Below are 16085 nucleotides of genomic sequence, written 5' to 3' on the forward strand. Positions count from 1 at the left end.
CGGGCGGCGCGCCGTTTCTCCTCTCGGTGTGCGGTCCGGCCTCGCGGGGAGGTCGGGCGGGCCCTGGTCGTGGCCCGGGAACAGCAGGGGCCTGTGACGGCCCGGGAACAGCAGGGGCCGGTGACGGCCCGGGAACAGCAGGGGCCGGTCGGGGCCTGGGCGGCCCCGACCGGCTCGGCGGTCAGCTCTCGTCGTCCTCCTCCACCCAGCCCATGGTGCGCTCCACGGCCTTGAGCCACTTCTTGTACTCACGCTCCCGGGTGGCCTCGTCCATCCGGGGAGTCCACTCGGCGGCGCGGTGCCAGTTGGCCCGCAGGGTGTCCAGGTCGGGCCAGAACCCGACGGCGAGGCCGGCCGCGTAGGCGGCGCCGAGCGCGGTGGTCTCGGCCACGTAGGGGCGCTCGACCGGGGCGTCCAGGACGTCGGCGATGTTCTGCATCAGCAGGTTGTTGGAGGTCATCCCGCCGTCGACCTTGAGCGCCGTCAGCTCGACGCCGGAGTCCTTCTGCATGGCGTCGACGACCTCGCGGGTCTGCCAGGCGGTGGCCTCCAGCACGGCGCGGGCCAGGTGGCCCTTGGTCACGTACCGGGTGAGGCCGGCGATCACACCGCGGGCGTCGGAGCGCCAGTACGGGGCGAACAGGCCGGAGAAGGCGGGCACGAAGTAGGCGCCGCCGTTGTCATCGACGGTGTTGGCGAGGGTCTCGATCTCGGCAGCCGTCGAGATGATGCCGAGCTGGTCGCGCAGCCACTGCACCAGCGAGCCGGTGACGGCGATCGAGCCTTCCAGGGCGTAGACCGGGGCCTGGTCGCCGATCCGGTAGCCGACGGTGGTCAGCAGGCCGTGGTAGGAGTTGACGATCTTCTCGCCGGTGTTCAGCAGCAGGAAGGTGCCGGTGCCGTAGGTGCTCTTCGCCTCGCCCTCGTCGAAGCAGGTCTGGCCGAACAGCGCCGCCTGCTGGTCGCCGAGCGCGGAGGCGACGGGCACGCCCTCCAGGTCGCCGACCGCGGTGCCGTACACCTCGGCGGAGGAGCGGATCTCCGGCAGGACGGTGAGCGGCACGCCCATCGACTCGGCGATCTTCTCGTCCCACGCCAGGGTGGCGAGGTTCATCAGCATGGTGCGCGAGGCGTTGGTGACGTCGGTGATGTGGTGGCCGCCGTCGACGCCGCCGGTGAGGTTCCAGATCACCCAGGTGTCCATGGTGCCGAACAGGATGTCGCCGGCCTCGGCGCGCTCGCGCAGGCCCTCGACGTTGTCCAGCAGCCAGCGGATCTTCGGGCCGGCGAAGTAGCTGGCCAGCGGGAGGCCGGTCTCGCGCCGGAAGCGGTCCTGGCCGACGTTGCGGCCGAGCTCGCGGCAGAGCGCCTCGGTGCGGGTGTCCTGCCAGACCAGCGCGTTGTGGACGGGCTCGCCGGTGTTCTTGTCCCACAGGACGGTGGTCTCGCGCTGGTTGGTGATGCCGATCGCGCGGATGTCGTCCTTGGTCAGGCCGGCCTTCTCCAGAGCGCCGCGGACCACGGACTGGACGCGGGTCCAGATCTCGGCGGCGTCGTGCTCGACCCAGCCCGGCTGGGGGAAGATCTGCCGGTGCTCCTGCTGGTCGACGGCGACGATGCGGCCGTCCGCGCCGAAGATGATGCACCGGCTGGAGGTGGTGCCCTGGTCGATCGCGGCGATGTAGCTGCCGGTCTTGGAGACGGGAGCTGTGGTCATGTCTGGGGCCTCGGCTCTGAGGAGGGGGATTGGGGGTCGGGACTACCGGTTTGCCTGACGCTGTCTCAGTCCCCGGGGGGACGCGGCAGGCAAACCAGGTGGGTGGATCAGAACGCGACGTTGAAGAGCACGCCGGCCAGCAGACCGCCGATGACGGGACCGGCGACCGGGATCCAGGCGTAGCTCCAGTCGGAGCCGCCCTTGTTCGGGATCGGCAGCAGCGAGTGCACGATGCGCGGACCGAGGTCGCGGACCGGATTGATGGCGTAGCCGGTCGGGCCGCCGAGCGAGAGCCCGATGCCGACGACCGTGAAGGCGACGATGAGGATTCCGGTGCCGGACAGGCCGAGGCCCTTGGTGAGGCCCTGGGTGAGGATCGCCAGGCAGAGCACCATGGTGGCGATGATCTCGGTGAGCAGGTTCTGGATCGGGTTCCGGATCTCGGGACCGGTCGAGAAGATGCCCAGGGTCGGCTCCTCGTTGGCCTGGAACTGGCCGAGGTAGGTGGCCCAGACCAGGACGGCGCCGATCATCGCGCCGAGCAGCTGGGAGCCGAGGTAGAGCGGCACCTTGCTCCACTCGCCGGTGTCGACGGCGATGGCCAGGGTGACGGCCGGGTTCAGGTGGGCACCGGACTTCGGGGCGGACATGTAGGCGGCGATCATCACCGCGAAGCCCCAGCCGAAGGTGATCGCGAGCCAGCCGGCGTTGATGGCCTTCGACTTCTTGAGCGTGACGGCGGCGCAGACGCCACCGCCGAGGAGTATCAGGGCGGCGGTGCCGAGGGTTTCGCCGACGAAGATGTCGCCGTTGGAGAACGCGGACACAAAGACTCCTTTGTCCGTAAGGCCCGGAGCAGGTGGGGGAGAGGCACGGTGGTGGGTCACCGTGTGTGGCCGCTTCCCGTCCCAGGGTCGCGGCCTGATGGTGGTGGTCGCGTTGCTGCGGCCACCGTTCGACAATGTCGACCGTCATGCGGAAGCTTCCCTCCCTGTTCGGGTTCGCGTCAAGGCCAGGTGACACACCTGTGACCCAGGACTCTCGGCGATCAGGAACCTTCGGCGAAGCTAACACTCGTATGGCCCCAAAAGCTGACAAAACGCCAGGGTGCGGGTGGGTCCGGGCCGGCCCGTACGGCGATCGTGTTTCCGCTGGAAGGGGCCCTGTGGCGGGTGTGGCTCAGGAGCACTGCGGCGCGCGGCGGCGGCGGGCCCGGGCCGGCCGCCCGGCGCGCAACCGGGCGTCGCGGGGCAGTGCGGGGCGGCTCCGGTGCTGCGGGCGGCTGAGATCAGCGCCAGGGCAGGGCAGCGCAGGGCAGGGCAGCGCCAGGGCAGGGCGGCGCAGGCCGTGGCGGCGGAGATCGGCGCAGCGCAGGGCGCGGCGAGGCGCCGCGGGGAAGGCCGGGTGACGAGGCGGTCCGGCGGTCCCGCGCGGGCGGTCCGGCTCAGAACCGCCCGGCGCCGAGGTCCCGCGAGATCGCCCGGGCGGCGCTGCGCACCGAGGCCACCAGCGAGGGCCGGACGAAGCCGTCCTCGCAGACCCGCTCCACCGCGCCGCTGATGCACACCGCGCCGACCGGGTTGCGGCGGCGGTCCTGGATCAGCGCGCCGATCGAGGCGACGCCCTCCCAGGTCTCCTCGACCGCGTCCGCCCAGCCGCGCTCACGGGTCAGCGCCGCCTCGGTGTCCACGTCCGCGAGGTGGGTGAGGGTGCGCGCGGTGTACGACTCCAGCGGCTCCTCGCCCAGTTCGCCGCGCGCCACCGGGTCGTACGCCAACAGCACCTTGCCCAGTGCGGTGCTGTGCAGCGGCTGCATCGAGCCCACCTCCAGCACCTGGCGGGTGTCGTCGGGGCGGAAGACGTGATGCACGATCAGTACGCCCCGCTGGTGGAGGACGCCGAGGTAGACCGTCTCGCCGGCCGCTCTGGCGAGGTCGTCCGCCCAGACCAGGGCGCGGGCCCGCAGCTCGTGGACGTCCAGGTAGCTCTGGCCCAGCCGCAGCAGTTCGGCGCCCAGTTGGTACTTGCCGCTCTCCGGGTCCTGCTCGACGAAACCCTCCTGCTGGAGCGTGCGCAGGATGCCGTGCGCCGTGCCCTTGGCGAGGTCCAGGGCCGTCGCGACCTCGGAGAGCCCCAGGCGGCGCTCGCCGCCGGCCAGCAGGCGCATGATCGCGGCGGCCCGGGAGAGCGACTGGATCGGGCCGGGCATTCAGTACCTCCACGGACAGGCGGTCGACATTGTCGACCGCAGTGGTAACGGCAAGAGTCTGCCAGGCCGGAGCGGTGATGTGCACCTTCCCCGTCGTCGGACGGTCCGCCCGGCGCCTCCCCGGGGGTGCGCGCACCCCCGGCGTCGCGGGTGCGGGACGGGGCCGGCGGGGCCGCGGTCGGACGTGCGCGATCCCGGTCGGTCGGGATCGGGCGCGCGATCCCGGGCCGTCCGTGCGGTGGGCGGGTCCGGCCGCGGGCCTCCGCCGGTTCCCCCGTGCTCCTACTCCGGCCCGCGCCGGTCCCGTCGGGCGGCCGGGCCGTCGGTCTCGCGGCCGGCGATCAGGGCGACCTCGTCGGCCAGCTCGGCGATCTCGCGCGGCCCGACCCGGCAGCAGCCGCCGACCAGCCGCGCGCCGTCGGCGAGCCACCCGGCCACCCGGCCCCGCGCGTCGGCCCGGCTCCCGCCCCGCCCCCGGGAGGCCGCGCCGGACCCGCCGAAGGTGGGCTCGCCGCGCCAGTTCCGGGCCGTCGGATCCCACCGCTCGCCGCTGTTGGGGTAGACCACCACGGGCTTGCCGGTGATCCGGGCCGCGAGGGCCACCGCGGCGTCGGCGTCCGCCGGCGAGCAGCAGTTCACGCCGACCGCGACCACCTCCGGCGCGTCGGCCGCGAGCGCGAAGGCCTCCGCCAGCGGCTGCCCGGCCCTGGTCCGGTCGCCCGCGACGCTGTACGAGAGCCAGGCGGGCACGCCCAGCCCCCGGACGGCCCGCAGCAGCGCCCGGGCCTCGTCGGTGTCCGGGATCGTCTCCAGCGCCAGCACGTCCGGGCCGGCCTCGGCCAGCACCTCCAGCCGGGGGCGGTGGAAGGCCTCCAGTGCGGCGGCGTCGAGGCCGTACCGGCCCCGGTACTCGGAGCCGTCGGCGAGCACCGCCCCGTACGGGCCGACCGAGGCGGCCACCCAGAGCGGCCCGGTGGCCCTCGCCCGCGGGGGCGCCCCCACCCGGTGGGCCGCCGTGGGCTCCCCCGCCGCCCCGGCACGCCGCGCCCTCTCGGTGCGCCGTGCCGTCTCGGTCCGGCGGGCGGCCTCCCGCGCCAGCTCGACGCTCAGCCGCAGCAGCCGCTCCGTCCCCGCCCGGTCGATGCCGCGCCGGGCGAACCCCTCGAAGCTCGCCTGGTACCCGGCGGTGATCGCGACGACCGCGCCGGCCTCGAAGTACGCCTGGTGCGCCCGGACGATCGCCTCGGGGTCGTCCGCGAGCAGCCGGGCCGACCAGAGCGCGTCCGCGAGGTCGTGACCGGCGTCGGCGAGCTGGTTGGACATGCCGCCGTCGAGAACCAGCGGGCCGGCCGTCAGCGCTTCGGCGAAGCCGGAAGGGCGGCCGGGGGGATCGGCGGCCGGCACGGGTTCCTCCTCGGACACGGGTTCCTCCTCGAAGGGGCGGTACGCGATCGGGTGGTGCGCGATCGGGTGGTGCGTGGCGCCGGTGCCGGCCTCGCGGCCCGTCCCGTCGTGGCCGGCCCTGTTCCGTCCCGCCCTGCCGGACCCGGTACGGCGCGGGTCCCGTGCCGGGCGCCGCGCGGGGCCCGTTCCGGCACTCTACGACGCCGCCCGGCGTGCACCGCGGTGCCCGCGGCCGGGGGCGGCGGAAAACCACTGGCCCGATGTCGGAGGCGTGCGCTACGTTGTTCTCAGTCCGAGAATGACTCGGGTCGAGGCGTGCCGGGCGGAGCCGAGAGGCCCACCCCTGAGGAGAGGAGCGGGCCGTGCCGGAGCAGCAGCCGTACGACCGGGCGACCGAGCAGGAGTGGCTCGCCTCCTACGATCCGCACGCCTACACGCCGGTCGCGGTCACGGTGGACGTGGTCGCGCTCACCATGCGCCGGGGCAGCCTGCACGTCCTGCTGGTCGAGCGCGCCGCTCCGCCGTACCAGGGGTACTGGGCACTGCCGGGCGGGTTCCTGCGAGCCGGGCAGGAGGGGCTCGCACAGGCCGCCGCCCGTGAGCTGGCCGAGGAGACGGGCCTGCTGGGCACCGCCGACGCGGAGGCCGCACTCTCCCGGGTGCACCTGGAGCAGCTCGGCAGCTACGGCGCCCCGGACCGCGACCCGAGGATGCACGTGGTCTCGGTCGCCTACCTGGCCTTCGCGCCCGACCTGCCCGACCCGCAGGCCGGTACGGACGCGGCGGCCGCCGCCTGGCACCCGGTCGCCTCCCTCGACCTCCGGCCCCGCGCCGGACACCGGACGGCCGGCGCGCCCGACGAGGCCCACGGGGGTGGATTCGTCGGGCGTGCCGGCAACCGAGGCACGACCGATCCCGCCGACGGCACCACTGCCGCCGCGAGCGCTGCTGCCACCGAGCCCGCCGACGCCGGCCCGTGGCCCGAGCAGCCGAGCGCCGGCACGCCGCTCGCCTTCGATCACGCCACCATCCTCGCGGACGGCCTGGACCGCGCCCGGGCCAAGATCGAGTACAGCCCGCTCGCCACCGCCTTCCTCCGGCACGACTTCACCATCCCCGAGCTGCGCGCCGTCTACGAGGCGGTCTGGGACGAGAAGCTCCACCCCGGGAACTTCCACCGCAAGGTGCTCTCGGTCCCCGGGTTCGTCGAGAGCACCGGCACCACCGCCGAGCGCGGCGGCACCCGTGGTGGTCCGCGCGCCCGCAACTACCGATCGGGGGACGCGGCGCTCCTGCACCCCGCACTGCTCCGCCCCGCCCACGAGGACGAGATCCGGTGAGCGGCCCGGGCACGGCCCGTCCGGGCACCTTCGCCGAGGCGCTGGTCGCGGTCACGGCGGCCCGCGGTCCGGACGACCTCTTCCCCGCCGACCAGACGGCGGCTGCCCGCCGCTACCGCCGCCTGGCACGCCTGCTGCACCCGGACACCGCGCCCGCGGCACACCGTGACGAGGCGGGAGCCGCCTTCGCCGCCCTCGCCCTGCTCTGGCAGCTGCACCAGGGGGGCGGCCCGCCCACCACCGAGCCGGTCCTCAGCACCGGCCGCCACCTCTACCGGCTCGGCGCCGCCGTGGCCGCGGGTGACATCGCCGTCCTGCGCGCGGCCCGCTGCGAGCCCCGGCCGGCCTACCGCGGCCCTGCGGTGGACGCCGTCCTCAAGATCCCCAGAGCCGCCGCCGACAACGACCTGATGGAGCGTGAGGCCGCCGCCCTCACCCGCCTCACCACCCACGGCGACCGCCGCCACCACGCCTACGCCCCCGTCCTGCTGGAGAGCTTCCGACACCATGACGAGGCCGATCCCGCGGCCGAGCCCCGCCGGGTCAACGCCCTGCTGCGGCTGGACGGCTTCCACCCGCTCACCGACGTCCACCACGCCTACCCCGACGGGCTCGACCCGCGCGACGTCGCCTGGATCTGGCGCCGCCTGCTGGTCGCCCTCGGGTACGCCCACCGGGCCGGGGTCCGGCACGGCGCCGTCCTGCCCGAGCACGTCCTGATCCATCCGGCCCAGCACGGCCTGGTGCTGGTCGACTGGTGCTACGCGGGCACCGGCGAGCACGCCCCCGCTCCGGCCCTGGTCGAGCGTCACCGCGCCTGGTACCCGCCCGAGGTGCCGGCCCGCCGCCCGGTCACCGAGGCCACCGACATCCACCTCGCCAGCCGCTGCGTCGAGCACCTGATGGGGGAGCGGGCCCCGAAGGCCCTGCGCGCCTTCGTCGCCGGCTGCACCCTCCCCGCCGAGGCCCGCAGCCCGCACGACGCCTGGAAGCTCCTCGCCGAACTCGACGAGCTGCTGGAGCGGCTGTACGGCCCGCGGACCTTCCGCCCCTTCCACCTGCCACCGCGCCCGACCGCGGCGCCCTGACTCCAGCGGCCCGGCTCGCCGGGCTCCGACGGCGGGGCCGTCCGCCCCGCCGTTCCATCCTGCCCGTCCGGCCTACCCGGCCGTCCCGTCGATCCCGCCCGTCCTACGCGTCCGTCCCGTCCGTCCCGTCCGTCCCGTCCGTCCGTTCCACCGCGATCCGAGGAGCACCGCCATGGGCAGTGGAAACTGGTCCACCAACGTCTACGACGCCGCCGCGAACTACCGCGCGGCCACCGGCGCCGGAGCCTTCGACTACAGCGACCGCGCGACCCGGGGTGCCCGCGACACCTGGAAGGCCCACCCCTCCCTCGACCCCAAGGGCCTCACGGTCAGGGAGAGCCGGGACTCCACCGAGCACCCCGCCTCGCTCCCCATCGCCGTCCTCTTCGACGTCACGGGCTCCATGCAGTCCGTCCCGCGGGTCCTGCAGACCAAGCTGCCCGAGCTCTTCGGCCTGCTGCTGCGCAAGGGCTACACCGAGCACCCGCAGATACTCTTCGGCGCCGTCGGCGACGCCACCTGCGACCGGGTGCCGCTCCAGCTCGGCCAGTTCGAGTCCGACAACCGGATGGACGACGACCTCGGCAACATCCTGCTGGAGGGCGGCGGTGGCGGCCAGATGACCGAGTCCTACGAGCTCGCCATGTACGCCATGGCCCGGCACACCGCCCTCGACAGCGTCGAGCGCCGCGGCCGGCGCGGCTACCTCTTCCTGATCGGCGACGAGAAGCCCTACGGCAAGGTCAAGGCCCGCGAGGTACGGGAGGTGCTGGGCGACGAGGTCACCGAGGACATTCCGATCACCGCGATCCTCGCCGAGCTCCGCCGCCTCTACGACGTCTACTTCATCCTCCCCGCCGGCACCGCCCACGCGGGGAGCACCGACGTCCTGGGCACCTGGCGCAAGCTCCTCGGCCAGAACGTCATCGAGCTGGACGACCTCGACGCCGTCTGCGAGACCATCGCCCTCACCGTCGGCCTCGGCGAGGAGGCCATCGACCTGGAGGAGGGACTGGACGACCTCGCCGACATCGGCTCCGCCTCCGCGGCCAGCGTCGGGCGGGCCCTCGGCGGACTGGCCCGCCGCAGCACCGAGGCGGCCGTACCCGGCGCCCCGCTGCTCGACGCGGGCGACCGCGCCGCCACCGGCACCACCCGCCTCTGACCGCGCCCACCAGCCTCCGACCACCCCCGGCGTACGGCCGGCAAGCCACCGCCGGCCGTACGCCGGTCCGCCACCCGACCACCCGTCGCCGGCCGCCGCCCCGACCGCCGGCCCCTCACCACGGGAGACCCGATCAGCGACCTCCTGCCCGGCGGCCTCCGCCCCACCGGACACCCCGGGGACCACCCGCCCGAGCACGTCATCGTCTGCGACCTCGGCTTCGGGGACGCGGGCAAGGGCACCGTCGTCGACCGCCTCTGCCGGGGCCCGCTCCACCCCGGCAGCCGGCCCGTGCACGCCGTCGTCCGCCACAACGGCGGCGCCCAGGCCGCCCACAACGTGGTCACCCGGGGCGGCCGCCACCACACCTTCGCCCAGTTCGGCTCCGGCACCCTGGCCGGCGTCCCCACCCACCTCTCGCGCTTCATGCTGGTGGACCCGCTCGCCCTCGCCGCCGAGGCCCGCCACCTCGCCGCGATCGGCGTCCCCGACCCGCTCGCCCTGCTCACCGTCGACCGCCGGGCCCTGCTCACCACCCCGTACCACGCGGCCGCCAACCGGCTCCGCGAGGAGCGCCGCGGCCCGGACCGGCACGGCTCCTGCGGGCTCGGCATCGGCGAGACCGCCCGCTACGCCCTGCTGCACCCCGAGGACGCCCCGACCGCCGCCGACTGCACCAGCCCGGCCCGGCTGCTCGGCAAACTCACCCGTCTGCGTGAACACCTCGCCGCCGAGCTCGGCGTCACCCCCACCGACCTCCCGGCCCCGCCGCCGGCCGACTGCGTCCCGGCCTTCCGGGCCTTCGCCGCACACGTCCGTCTCACCGACGACGCCCACCTCACCCGGCTGCTGCGCACCGGCCCGGTGGTCTTCGAAGGAGCCCAGGGAGTCCTGCTCGACCAGTGGCACGGCTTCCACCCCCACACCACCTGGTCCACCACCACCTTCGCCAACGCCGAGACCCTGCTCGCCGAATCCGGCGCGCCCGGCGCGGCCCTGCGCCTCGGCGTCCTGCGCAGCTACACCACCCGGCACGGCCCGGGCCCGCTCCCCACCGAGGACGCCGCCCTCGACGTCCCCGAGCCCCACAACACCACCGGCACCTGGCAGGGCGCGTTCCGCCTCGGCCACTTCGACGCGGTCGCCCACCGGTACGCCCTCGCGGCCGCCGGGGGCGCGGACGCCCTCGCCCTCACCCACCTCGACGCCCCGGCCCGCCACCCGGCGCTGCGCCTGTGCGAGTCGTACGACCTCGACGGCGTCCCGCTGACCCACCTCACCCCCGGCCGGGCCGGCGACCTCGCCGGCCAGGCCCGGCTCACCGAAGCCCTGTTCCGTGCCCGCCCGGGCCGGCTCACCGATCCGGGCCCCGACCCCGACTCCTGGGTCGAGGCCATCGCCCAGGCCCTGCGCACCCCCGTCCTCCTGGAGTCCTACGGCCCGACGGCCGACCACAAACTCCTCCGGGCGCTGCCCACCCCGGCCGCTACCATCCACTCCATGACCACTCACGAGGCGGCGGCCAAGGCCGCGTACGGGCCCCACTCCCACTGCCACTGGTGCGGAACCGCCTACCCGCCCGGCACCGTGGACTGGCCCCGCACCTGCCCGGGCTGCGCCGAGATCAGCTACCGCAACCCGCTGCCCGTCGTGGTCACCCTGCTCCCGGTCGACCTCCCGGACGGCGACCGCAAACTGGTCGTCATCCGTCGCACCATCGAGCCCGGCTACGGCGAGCTCGCCTTCCCCGGCGGCTACATCGACTTCGGCGAGAGCTGGCAGCAGGCCTGCGTCCGAGAGCTGCGCGAGGAGACCGGCATCGAGGCGGAGGCCTCCGACATCACCCTGGTCTCCACCGACTCGGACGCAACCGGGGGCTTCCTCTGCCTCTTCGGCCTGCTGCCCGCGCGCGACCTCGCGGACCTCCCGCCCTCCGCACCCACCGACGAGACCGAGGGCTGGGAGCTCGCCACCGCCGCCACCCCGCTCGCCTTCCCCTTCCACACCCGGGTCTCGAACTCCTGGTTCACCGGCGAGTACGCCCACCTCTGACCCGCCGGTCCGGCCCTGGCGCCGGGGACGATCACGTGGCAGGGTCTGCACCGTCAGTGCCACCCGGACGGGCCCTGCCACCAGCACTCCCGTCCCCATCCTTCGGCCGGGAGACCACCACCGTGAGCACCCCACCCCAGGACCAGCCGCTCTGGCGGCCCACCCCCGCAAGCGCCGCCGCCACCCGGATCGTCGCCTTCCAGGCCTGGGCCGCCGAACACCACGGCGCCCCCGCCGCCCCGCTCGCCCCCACCACGGGCGACGAGCAGGCCGCCACCCGCTACGCCGACCTGCACGCCTGGTCGACCGCCGACCTCGACCGCTTCTGGACCGCCGTCACCCAGTGGTTCGACGTCCGCTTCTCCACCGCACCGGAGGCCGTCCTCGCCGACCCGGCGATGCCCGGCGCGCGCTGGTTCCCCGGCGCCCGCCTCAACTACGCCGAGCACGCCCTGCGCTTCGGCGAGGACGAGGCCAACGCCGACAAGCCGGCGATCCTCCATCTGGACGAGACCACCGACCAGCCGCTCACCCTCACCTGGTCGGACCTGCGCGCCCAGGTCGGCGCGCTCGGCAAGGCGCTGCGCGCCCAGGGCGTCGGCCCCGGCGACCGCGTCGGCGCCTACCTGCCCAACATCCCGCAGGCCGTGGTCGCCCTGCTCGCCACCGCCTCGGTCGGCGCCGTCTGGACGTCCTGCGCCCCCGACTTCGGGGCCCGCAGCGTTCTCGACCGCCTCCAGCAGATCGAGCCGACCGTCCTGTTCGCCGTCGACGGCTACCACTACGGCGGCAAGGACCACGACCGCACCGACGTGGTCGCCGAGCTGCGCCGCGAGCTCCCGACCCTGCGCGCCGTGGTCCACGTCCCGCTGCTCGGCGGCCCGGCCCCCGAGGGCGCCCTGCACTGGGACGACCTGGTCGCGGCCCCCGCCGAGCCGGTCTTCGAGCAGGTCCCGTTCGACCATCCGCTCTGGGTCCTCTACTCCTCCGGCACCACCGGGCTGCCCAAGGCCATCGTCCAGAGCCAGGGCGGCATCCTGGTCGAGCACCTCAAGCAGGCCGCGCTGCACCTCGACCTCGGCCCGGAGGACCGGTTCCTCTGGTACACCTCCACCGGCTGGATGATGTGGAACTTCCTCGTCGCCGGCCTGCTCGTCGGGTCCACGGTCGTCACCTACGACGGCAGTCCCGGCCACCCGGACACCGGCGCCTTCTGGTCCATCGCGGCCCGCACCCGGGCCACCGTCCTCGGCACCTCCGCCGCCTACGTGATGGCCGGCCGCAAGGCCGGGCTGCACCCCGGCCGCGAGCTCGACCTGTCCGCCGTCCGCTGCCTCGGCACCACCGGCTCCCCGCTGCCCCCGGACGGCTTCCGGTGGATCTACGAGGAGGTGAAGGAGGACGTCTGGCTGGCCTCGGTCAGCGGCGGCACCGACGTCTGCAGCTGCTTCGTCGGCGGCGTCCCCACCCTCCCGGTCCACCTCGGCGAGATCCAGGCCCCCTGCCTGGGCGCGGCCGTCGAGTCCTGGGACGTCCGGGGCCGCCCGCAGACCGACGAGGTGGGCGAGCTGGTCGTGACCAAGCCGCTCCCCTCGATGCCCACCGGCTTCTGGAACGACCCGGACGGCGAGCGCTACCGCGACAGCTACTTCGACATGTACCCGGGCGTCTGGCGCCACGGCGACTGGATCACCGCGACCTCGCGCGGCACGGTGGTCATCCACGGGCGCTCCGACTCCACCCTGAACCGCCAGGGCGTCCGGATGGGCTCCTCCGACATCTACGAGGTCGTCGAGCGACTCCCCGAGATCGCCGAGTCCCTGGTCATCGGCCTGGAGGAGGCGGACGGCGGCTACTGGATGCCGCTCTTCGTGGTCCTCGCCCCCGGCGCCGCCCTGGACGACGACCTGCGCGGCCGGATCCGGACCTCGCTGCGCGAACAGCTCTCCCCGCGGCACGTCCCGGACGAGGTCATCGCCGTCGACGGCCTGCCGCACACCCTCACCGGCAAGCGGATCGAGGTCCCGGTGAAGCGCCTGCTCTCCGGCACCCCCCTGGAGCGCGCCGTCAACCCCGGATCGGTGGACAACCTCGACCACCTGCGCTTCTTCGAGCAGCTCGGTCGGGACCGCCGCTCCTGAACCGCCGACACGTGAGGAGGGGCGCCGCCACCGTTGCCGGTGACGGCGCCCCTCCTCACGATCACAGCCCGTCGGCCACAGCCCGTCGGCCCGAGGGCTACTCGCCCGACAGCACCTGGTGCGCGGCGGCGCGCGCCTCCTCGGCGGTGTCGGTGGCCCGGGCCGCCGCGGCCGCGCGCTCGCACTGGGCCAGGGTGTACCGGGCCAGCGCCGTGCGGACGTAGGGGATGGACGCCGCACCCATGGACAGGCTGGTGACCCCGAGGCCGGTGAGCACGCACGCGAGCATCGGATCCGCGGCGGCCTCACCGCAGACGCCGCAGCTCTTGCCGGCGGCCCGGGCCGCCTCGGCGGCGAACGCGACCAGGTCGAGCAGCGCCGGCTGCCACGGATCCTGCAGTCGGGCCAGCGCGCCGACCTGCCGGTCCGCCGCGAAGGTGTACTGCGCGAGGTCGTTGGTCCCCAGCGAGAGGAACTCCACCTCCTGGAGGATCGACCGTGCCCGCAGCGCGGCCGACGGGATCTCCACCATCGCACCGAACTTCGCCTGCAGCCCGGCCTCCCGACAGGCGTCCGCGAAGGCCTTGGCGTCCACCCGGTCGGCCACCATCGGGGCCATCACCTCCAGGTGCACCGGCAGGCCCTCGGCCGCCTTCGCCAGCGCCCGCAGCTGCGTCTGCATCACCTCGGGGTGCTCCAGCAGCGTCCGCAGACCCCGGACGCCCAGCGCGGGGTTGGGCTCGTCGGCCGGCGTCAGGAAGTCCAGCGGCTTGTCGGCGCCGGCGTCCAGCGCCCGGACGACGACCCGGCCCTCGGGGAACGCCTCCAGCACCTTGCGGTACGCCTCGACCTGCTTCTCCTCGCTCGGAGCCTTCGCCGAGTCGTCGAGGAACAGGAACTCGGTACGGAACAGGCCCACGCCCTCCGCACCCGCCTCCAGCGCGGCGGGCAGGTCCGCCGGGCCGCCCACGTTCGCCAGCAGCGGCACCTTGTGCCCGTCCGAGGTCTGCCCCGGCCCGGAGGACGCGGAGAGCGCGGCCTTGCGCTCGGCCGCCACCCGGCGCAGCCCGTCCTGCTTCTCCTGCGTCGGCTCCACCAGCACGTCACCCGTGCTGCCGTCGACGGCGACCACGACGCCCTCGGCCACATCGCTCGCGCCGGGCAGGGCCACCACCGCGGGCACTCCCATGGCCCGGGCGAGGATCGCGCTGTGGCTGGTCGGCCCGCCCTCCTCGGTCACGAAGCCGAGCACCAGCGTGGGGTCGAGCAGCGCGGTGTCCGCCGGCGCCAGGTCCCGCGCGAACAGCACGTAGGGCTCGTCACTGTCCGGCACACCGGGCATCGGCACTCCGAGCAGCCGCGCCACGATCCGGTTCCGTACGTCGTCCAGGTCCGCGACCCGCCCCGCCAGGTACTCACCGGCGGCGGCCAGCAGCGCCCGGTAGGAGGCGAAGGCGTCGTAGACGCCGCGCTCGGCACTGCTGCCCACGGCGATCCTGCGCTGGACGTCGGCCATCAGCTCCGGGTCCTGGGCCATCAGCGCCTGCGCCTCCAGCACCGCCTGCGCCTCGCCGCCCGCCAGGTTGCCCCGGGCGATCAGGTCGGCGGCCACCGCGTCCACGGCGGCCTGCGCCCGGGCCTGCTCCCGCGGCGCGTCCTCGGTCGGGATCTGGGTCGCGGGGGGTTCGAGGACGGCCGTTCCCATGTGCCGCACCTGGCCGATGGCGACTCCGTGGCTGACGCCCACGCCGCGCAGGGTCTGCTCCATGTCCAAATTCCTTTCACCCGGTCCGTACGGACGGTCGTGCTCGGCCGGCCTTCACCGCCGGGCGGGGCGTGTCGTTCTCGAGTCGGTTCGGCTCCCGGGTCACCCCCGGCGCCCGGCAGCGCCGCTCCGTTCCCTCACCCGAGGGGACGGGGCAGCGCTGCCGCTGTCGTGTCGGTCGTGCTCAGTTCCAGACGAAGAGGTCGGCACCCATGGCGACCTCGCCGCTCTCGGCCACCGTGCTGAGCGCGTCGGCCGAGGCCTCCAGTGCCACGATCGGCGAGATCGGCGACTTGCCGGCCGCCTCGACGGCGGCCGGGTTCCACTTGATGACCGGCTGTCCGCGGCGCACCTGGTCGCCCTTGCTGACCAGGAGTTCGAACCCCTCGCCGTTGAGCTGGACGGTGTCGATCCCGAGGTGCGTCAGCACGCCGTGTCCGTCCGCGTCCATCACGACGAACGCGTGCGGGTGCATGGAGACGACCAGGCCGTCCACCGGAGCCACCGCCTCGGTGGGCTCACGCACCGGGTCGATGGCGGTCCCGGGGCCGACCATCGCGCCGGAGAAGACAGGGTCGGGCACGGCGGCGAGCCCGACGGCGCGGCCGGCCAGCGGCGACGTCACAGTGGTCATGGTGGAGCCTCCCAAGTGCGCAGTACGCGTGCGGCCGCGGCAGCGGCAGGACATCGACTGAAGCCTAAATCATGTCAACTTCGGGCATCTCGTGACATACCAGGGCGCGATCGACTGACCCTGACTCCCGGCCTCCTCGTGACCGCCACCACGGAGGGTGAGGTTCGGAGGGCGGCGGGAGAGGCGCTCTGCGACCGCAAGTGGTCTAGTCCTCTTGCCCGACGCGCCGCACTCTACGGCATCCGGGTGAGCGCGGACCATCGCTCTGAGCAGGGGCGAGTACCTGAATACTGACCCGTACGGGTGACACTCGGTGCGGCTCGATTAGGTGCTGGGCGCGGGACGGGCTATCGTTGCCCAGGTCGCCGCGAGGTGATGGTGAACTTCAGGTTTCAGGCACGAAACACTCCGGTTAAAACCGAGTAAACGAGTCTGCTAAGCTGAGAACACGAAAGAACGAAACACCCGGAGAGTCCACGAGAGTGGCTCGAAGGAAGTGTCCGTTCCTTGAGAACTCAACAGCGTGCCAAAAGTCAACGCCAGATATGTTGACATCCCCGGCCTCGATCG

11 protein-coding genes are annotated in these 16085 nt (G+C 74.1%); 5 read left to right on the forward strand and 6 right to left on the reverse strand.

Annotated features, from left to right (window positions below; translation table 11 throughout):
• Positions 1 to 181 precede the first annotated feature (181 nt).
• The 4 genes from glpK to mmuM all read right to left on the reverse strand — a co-directional run bounded on the left by glpK (position 182) and on the right by mmuM (position 5348).
• Positions 182 to 1717, reverse strand: coding sequence for a glycerol kinase GlpK (glpK, locus tag ACFTWP_RS30130; protein ID WP_380268089.1), 1536 nt, complete (start codon positions 1715 to 1717; stop codon positions 182 to 184).
• A 107-nt stretch (positions 1718 to 1824) separates the two neighbouring features.
• Entirely contained in the window at positions 1825 to 2544 is a 720-nt protein-coding gene (locus tag ACFTWP_RS30135; RefSeq protein ID WP_380268090.1) for an MIP/aquaporin family protein, read from the reverse strand.
• 617 nt (positions 2545 to 3161) lie between these two features.
• The gene (locus ACFTWP_RS30140) at positions 3162 to 3926 is read right to left on the reverse strand and encodes an IclR family transcriptional regulator (RefSeq protein WP_380268091.1); all 765 of its coding nucleotides are present in this window, start codon (positions 3924 to 3926) and stop codon (positions 3162 to 3164) included.
• Positions 3927 to 4208: 282 nt separating this feature from the next.
• Complete coding sequence (gene mmuM, locus ACFTWP_RS30145) at positions 4209 to 5348, reverse strand: homocysteine S-methyltransferase (protein ID WP_380268092.1); 1140 nt, start codon at positions 5346 to 5348, stop codon at positions 4209 to 4211.
• A gap of 344 nt (positions 5349 to 5692) precedes the next feature.
• Between mmuM and ACFTWP_RS30150 the strand changes: the two genes are divergently transcribed.
• From ACFTWP_RS30150 to ACFTWP_RS30170, 5 genes are all read left to right on the forward strand, one after another.
• Positions 5693 to 6670 carry an NUDIX domain-containing protein gene (locus ACFTWP_RS30150; RefSeq protein WP_380268093.1) on the forward strand — a complete coding sequence of 326 codons (978 nt, stop codon included), beginning with the start codon at positions 5693 to 5695 and terminating at the stop codon, positions 6668 to 6670.
• Entirely contained in the window at positions 6667 to 7758 is a 1092-nt protein-coding gene (locus tag ACFTWP_RS30155; protein ID WP_380268094.1) for a molecular chaperone DnaJ, read from the forward strand. The genes ACFTWP_RS30150 and ACFTWP_RS30155 overlap by 4 nt, the downstream gene beginning before the upstream one ends.
• Positions 7759 to 7930: 172 nt before the next feature.
• The gene (locus ACFTWP_RS30160; RefSeq protein ID WP_380268095.1) at positions 7931 to 8923 is read left to right on the forward strand and encodes a hypothetical protein; all 993 of its coding nucleotides are present in this window, start codon (positions 7931 to 7933) and stop codon (positions 8921 to 8923) included.
• A 201-nt stretch (positions 8924 to 9124) separates the two neighbouring features.
• On the forward strand, positions 9125 to 10975 hold the full coding sequence (locus tag ACFTWP_RS30165) for an adenylosuccinate synthetase (protein WP_380268103.1): 1851 nt from the start codon (positions 9125 to 9127) through the stop codon (positions 10973 to 10975).
• Positions 10976 to 11097: 122 nt separating this feature from the next.
• A complete protein-coding gene (locus tag ACFTWP_RS30170; protein ID WP_380268096.1) occupies positions 11098 to 13116 on the forward strand; it encodes an acetoacetate--CoA ligase in 2019 nt (672 codons plus the stop codon).
• Positions 13117 to 13213: 97 nt separating this feature from the next.
• Here ACFTWP_RS30170 and ptsP read toward each other — a convergent pair whose 3' ends face one another.
• Positions 13214 to 14884 carry a phosphoenolpyruvate--protein phosphotransferase gene (gene ptsP / locus ACFTWP_RS30175; protein ID WP_380268097.1) on the reverse strand — a complete coding sequence of 557 codons (1671 nt, stop codon included), beginning with the start codon at positions 14882 to 14884 and terminating at the stop codon, positions 13214 to 13216.
• A 181-nt stretch (positions 14885 to 15065) separates the two neighbouring features.
• Entirely contained in the window at positions 15066 to 15515 is a 450-nt protein-coding gene (locus ACFTWP_RS30180) for a PTS glucose transporter subunit IIA (RefSeq protein WP_380268098.1), read from the reverse strand.
• Positions 15516 to 16085 lie beyond the last annotated feature (570 nt).

Origin of the sequence: Kitasatospora sp. NPDC057015 (assembly GCF_042673745.1) — a bacterium.
Classification (GTDB): Bacteria; Actinomycetota; Actinomycetes; order Streptomycetales; family Streptomycetaceae; genus Kitasatospora.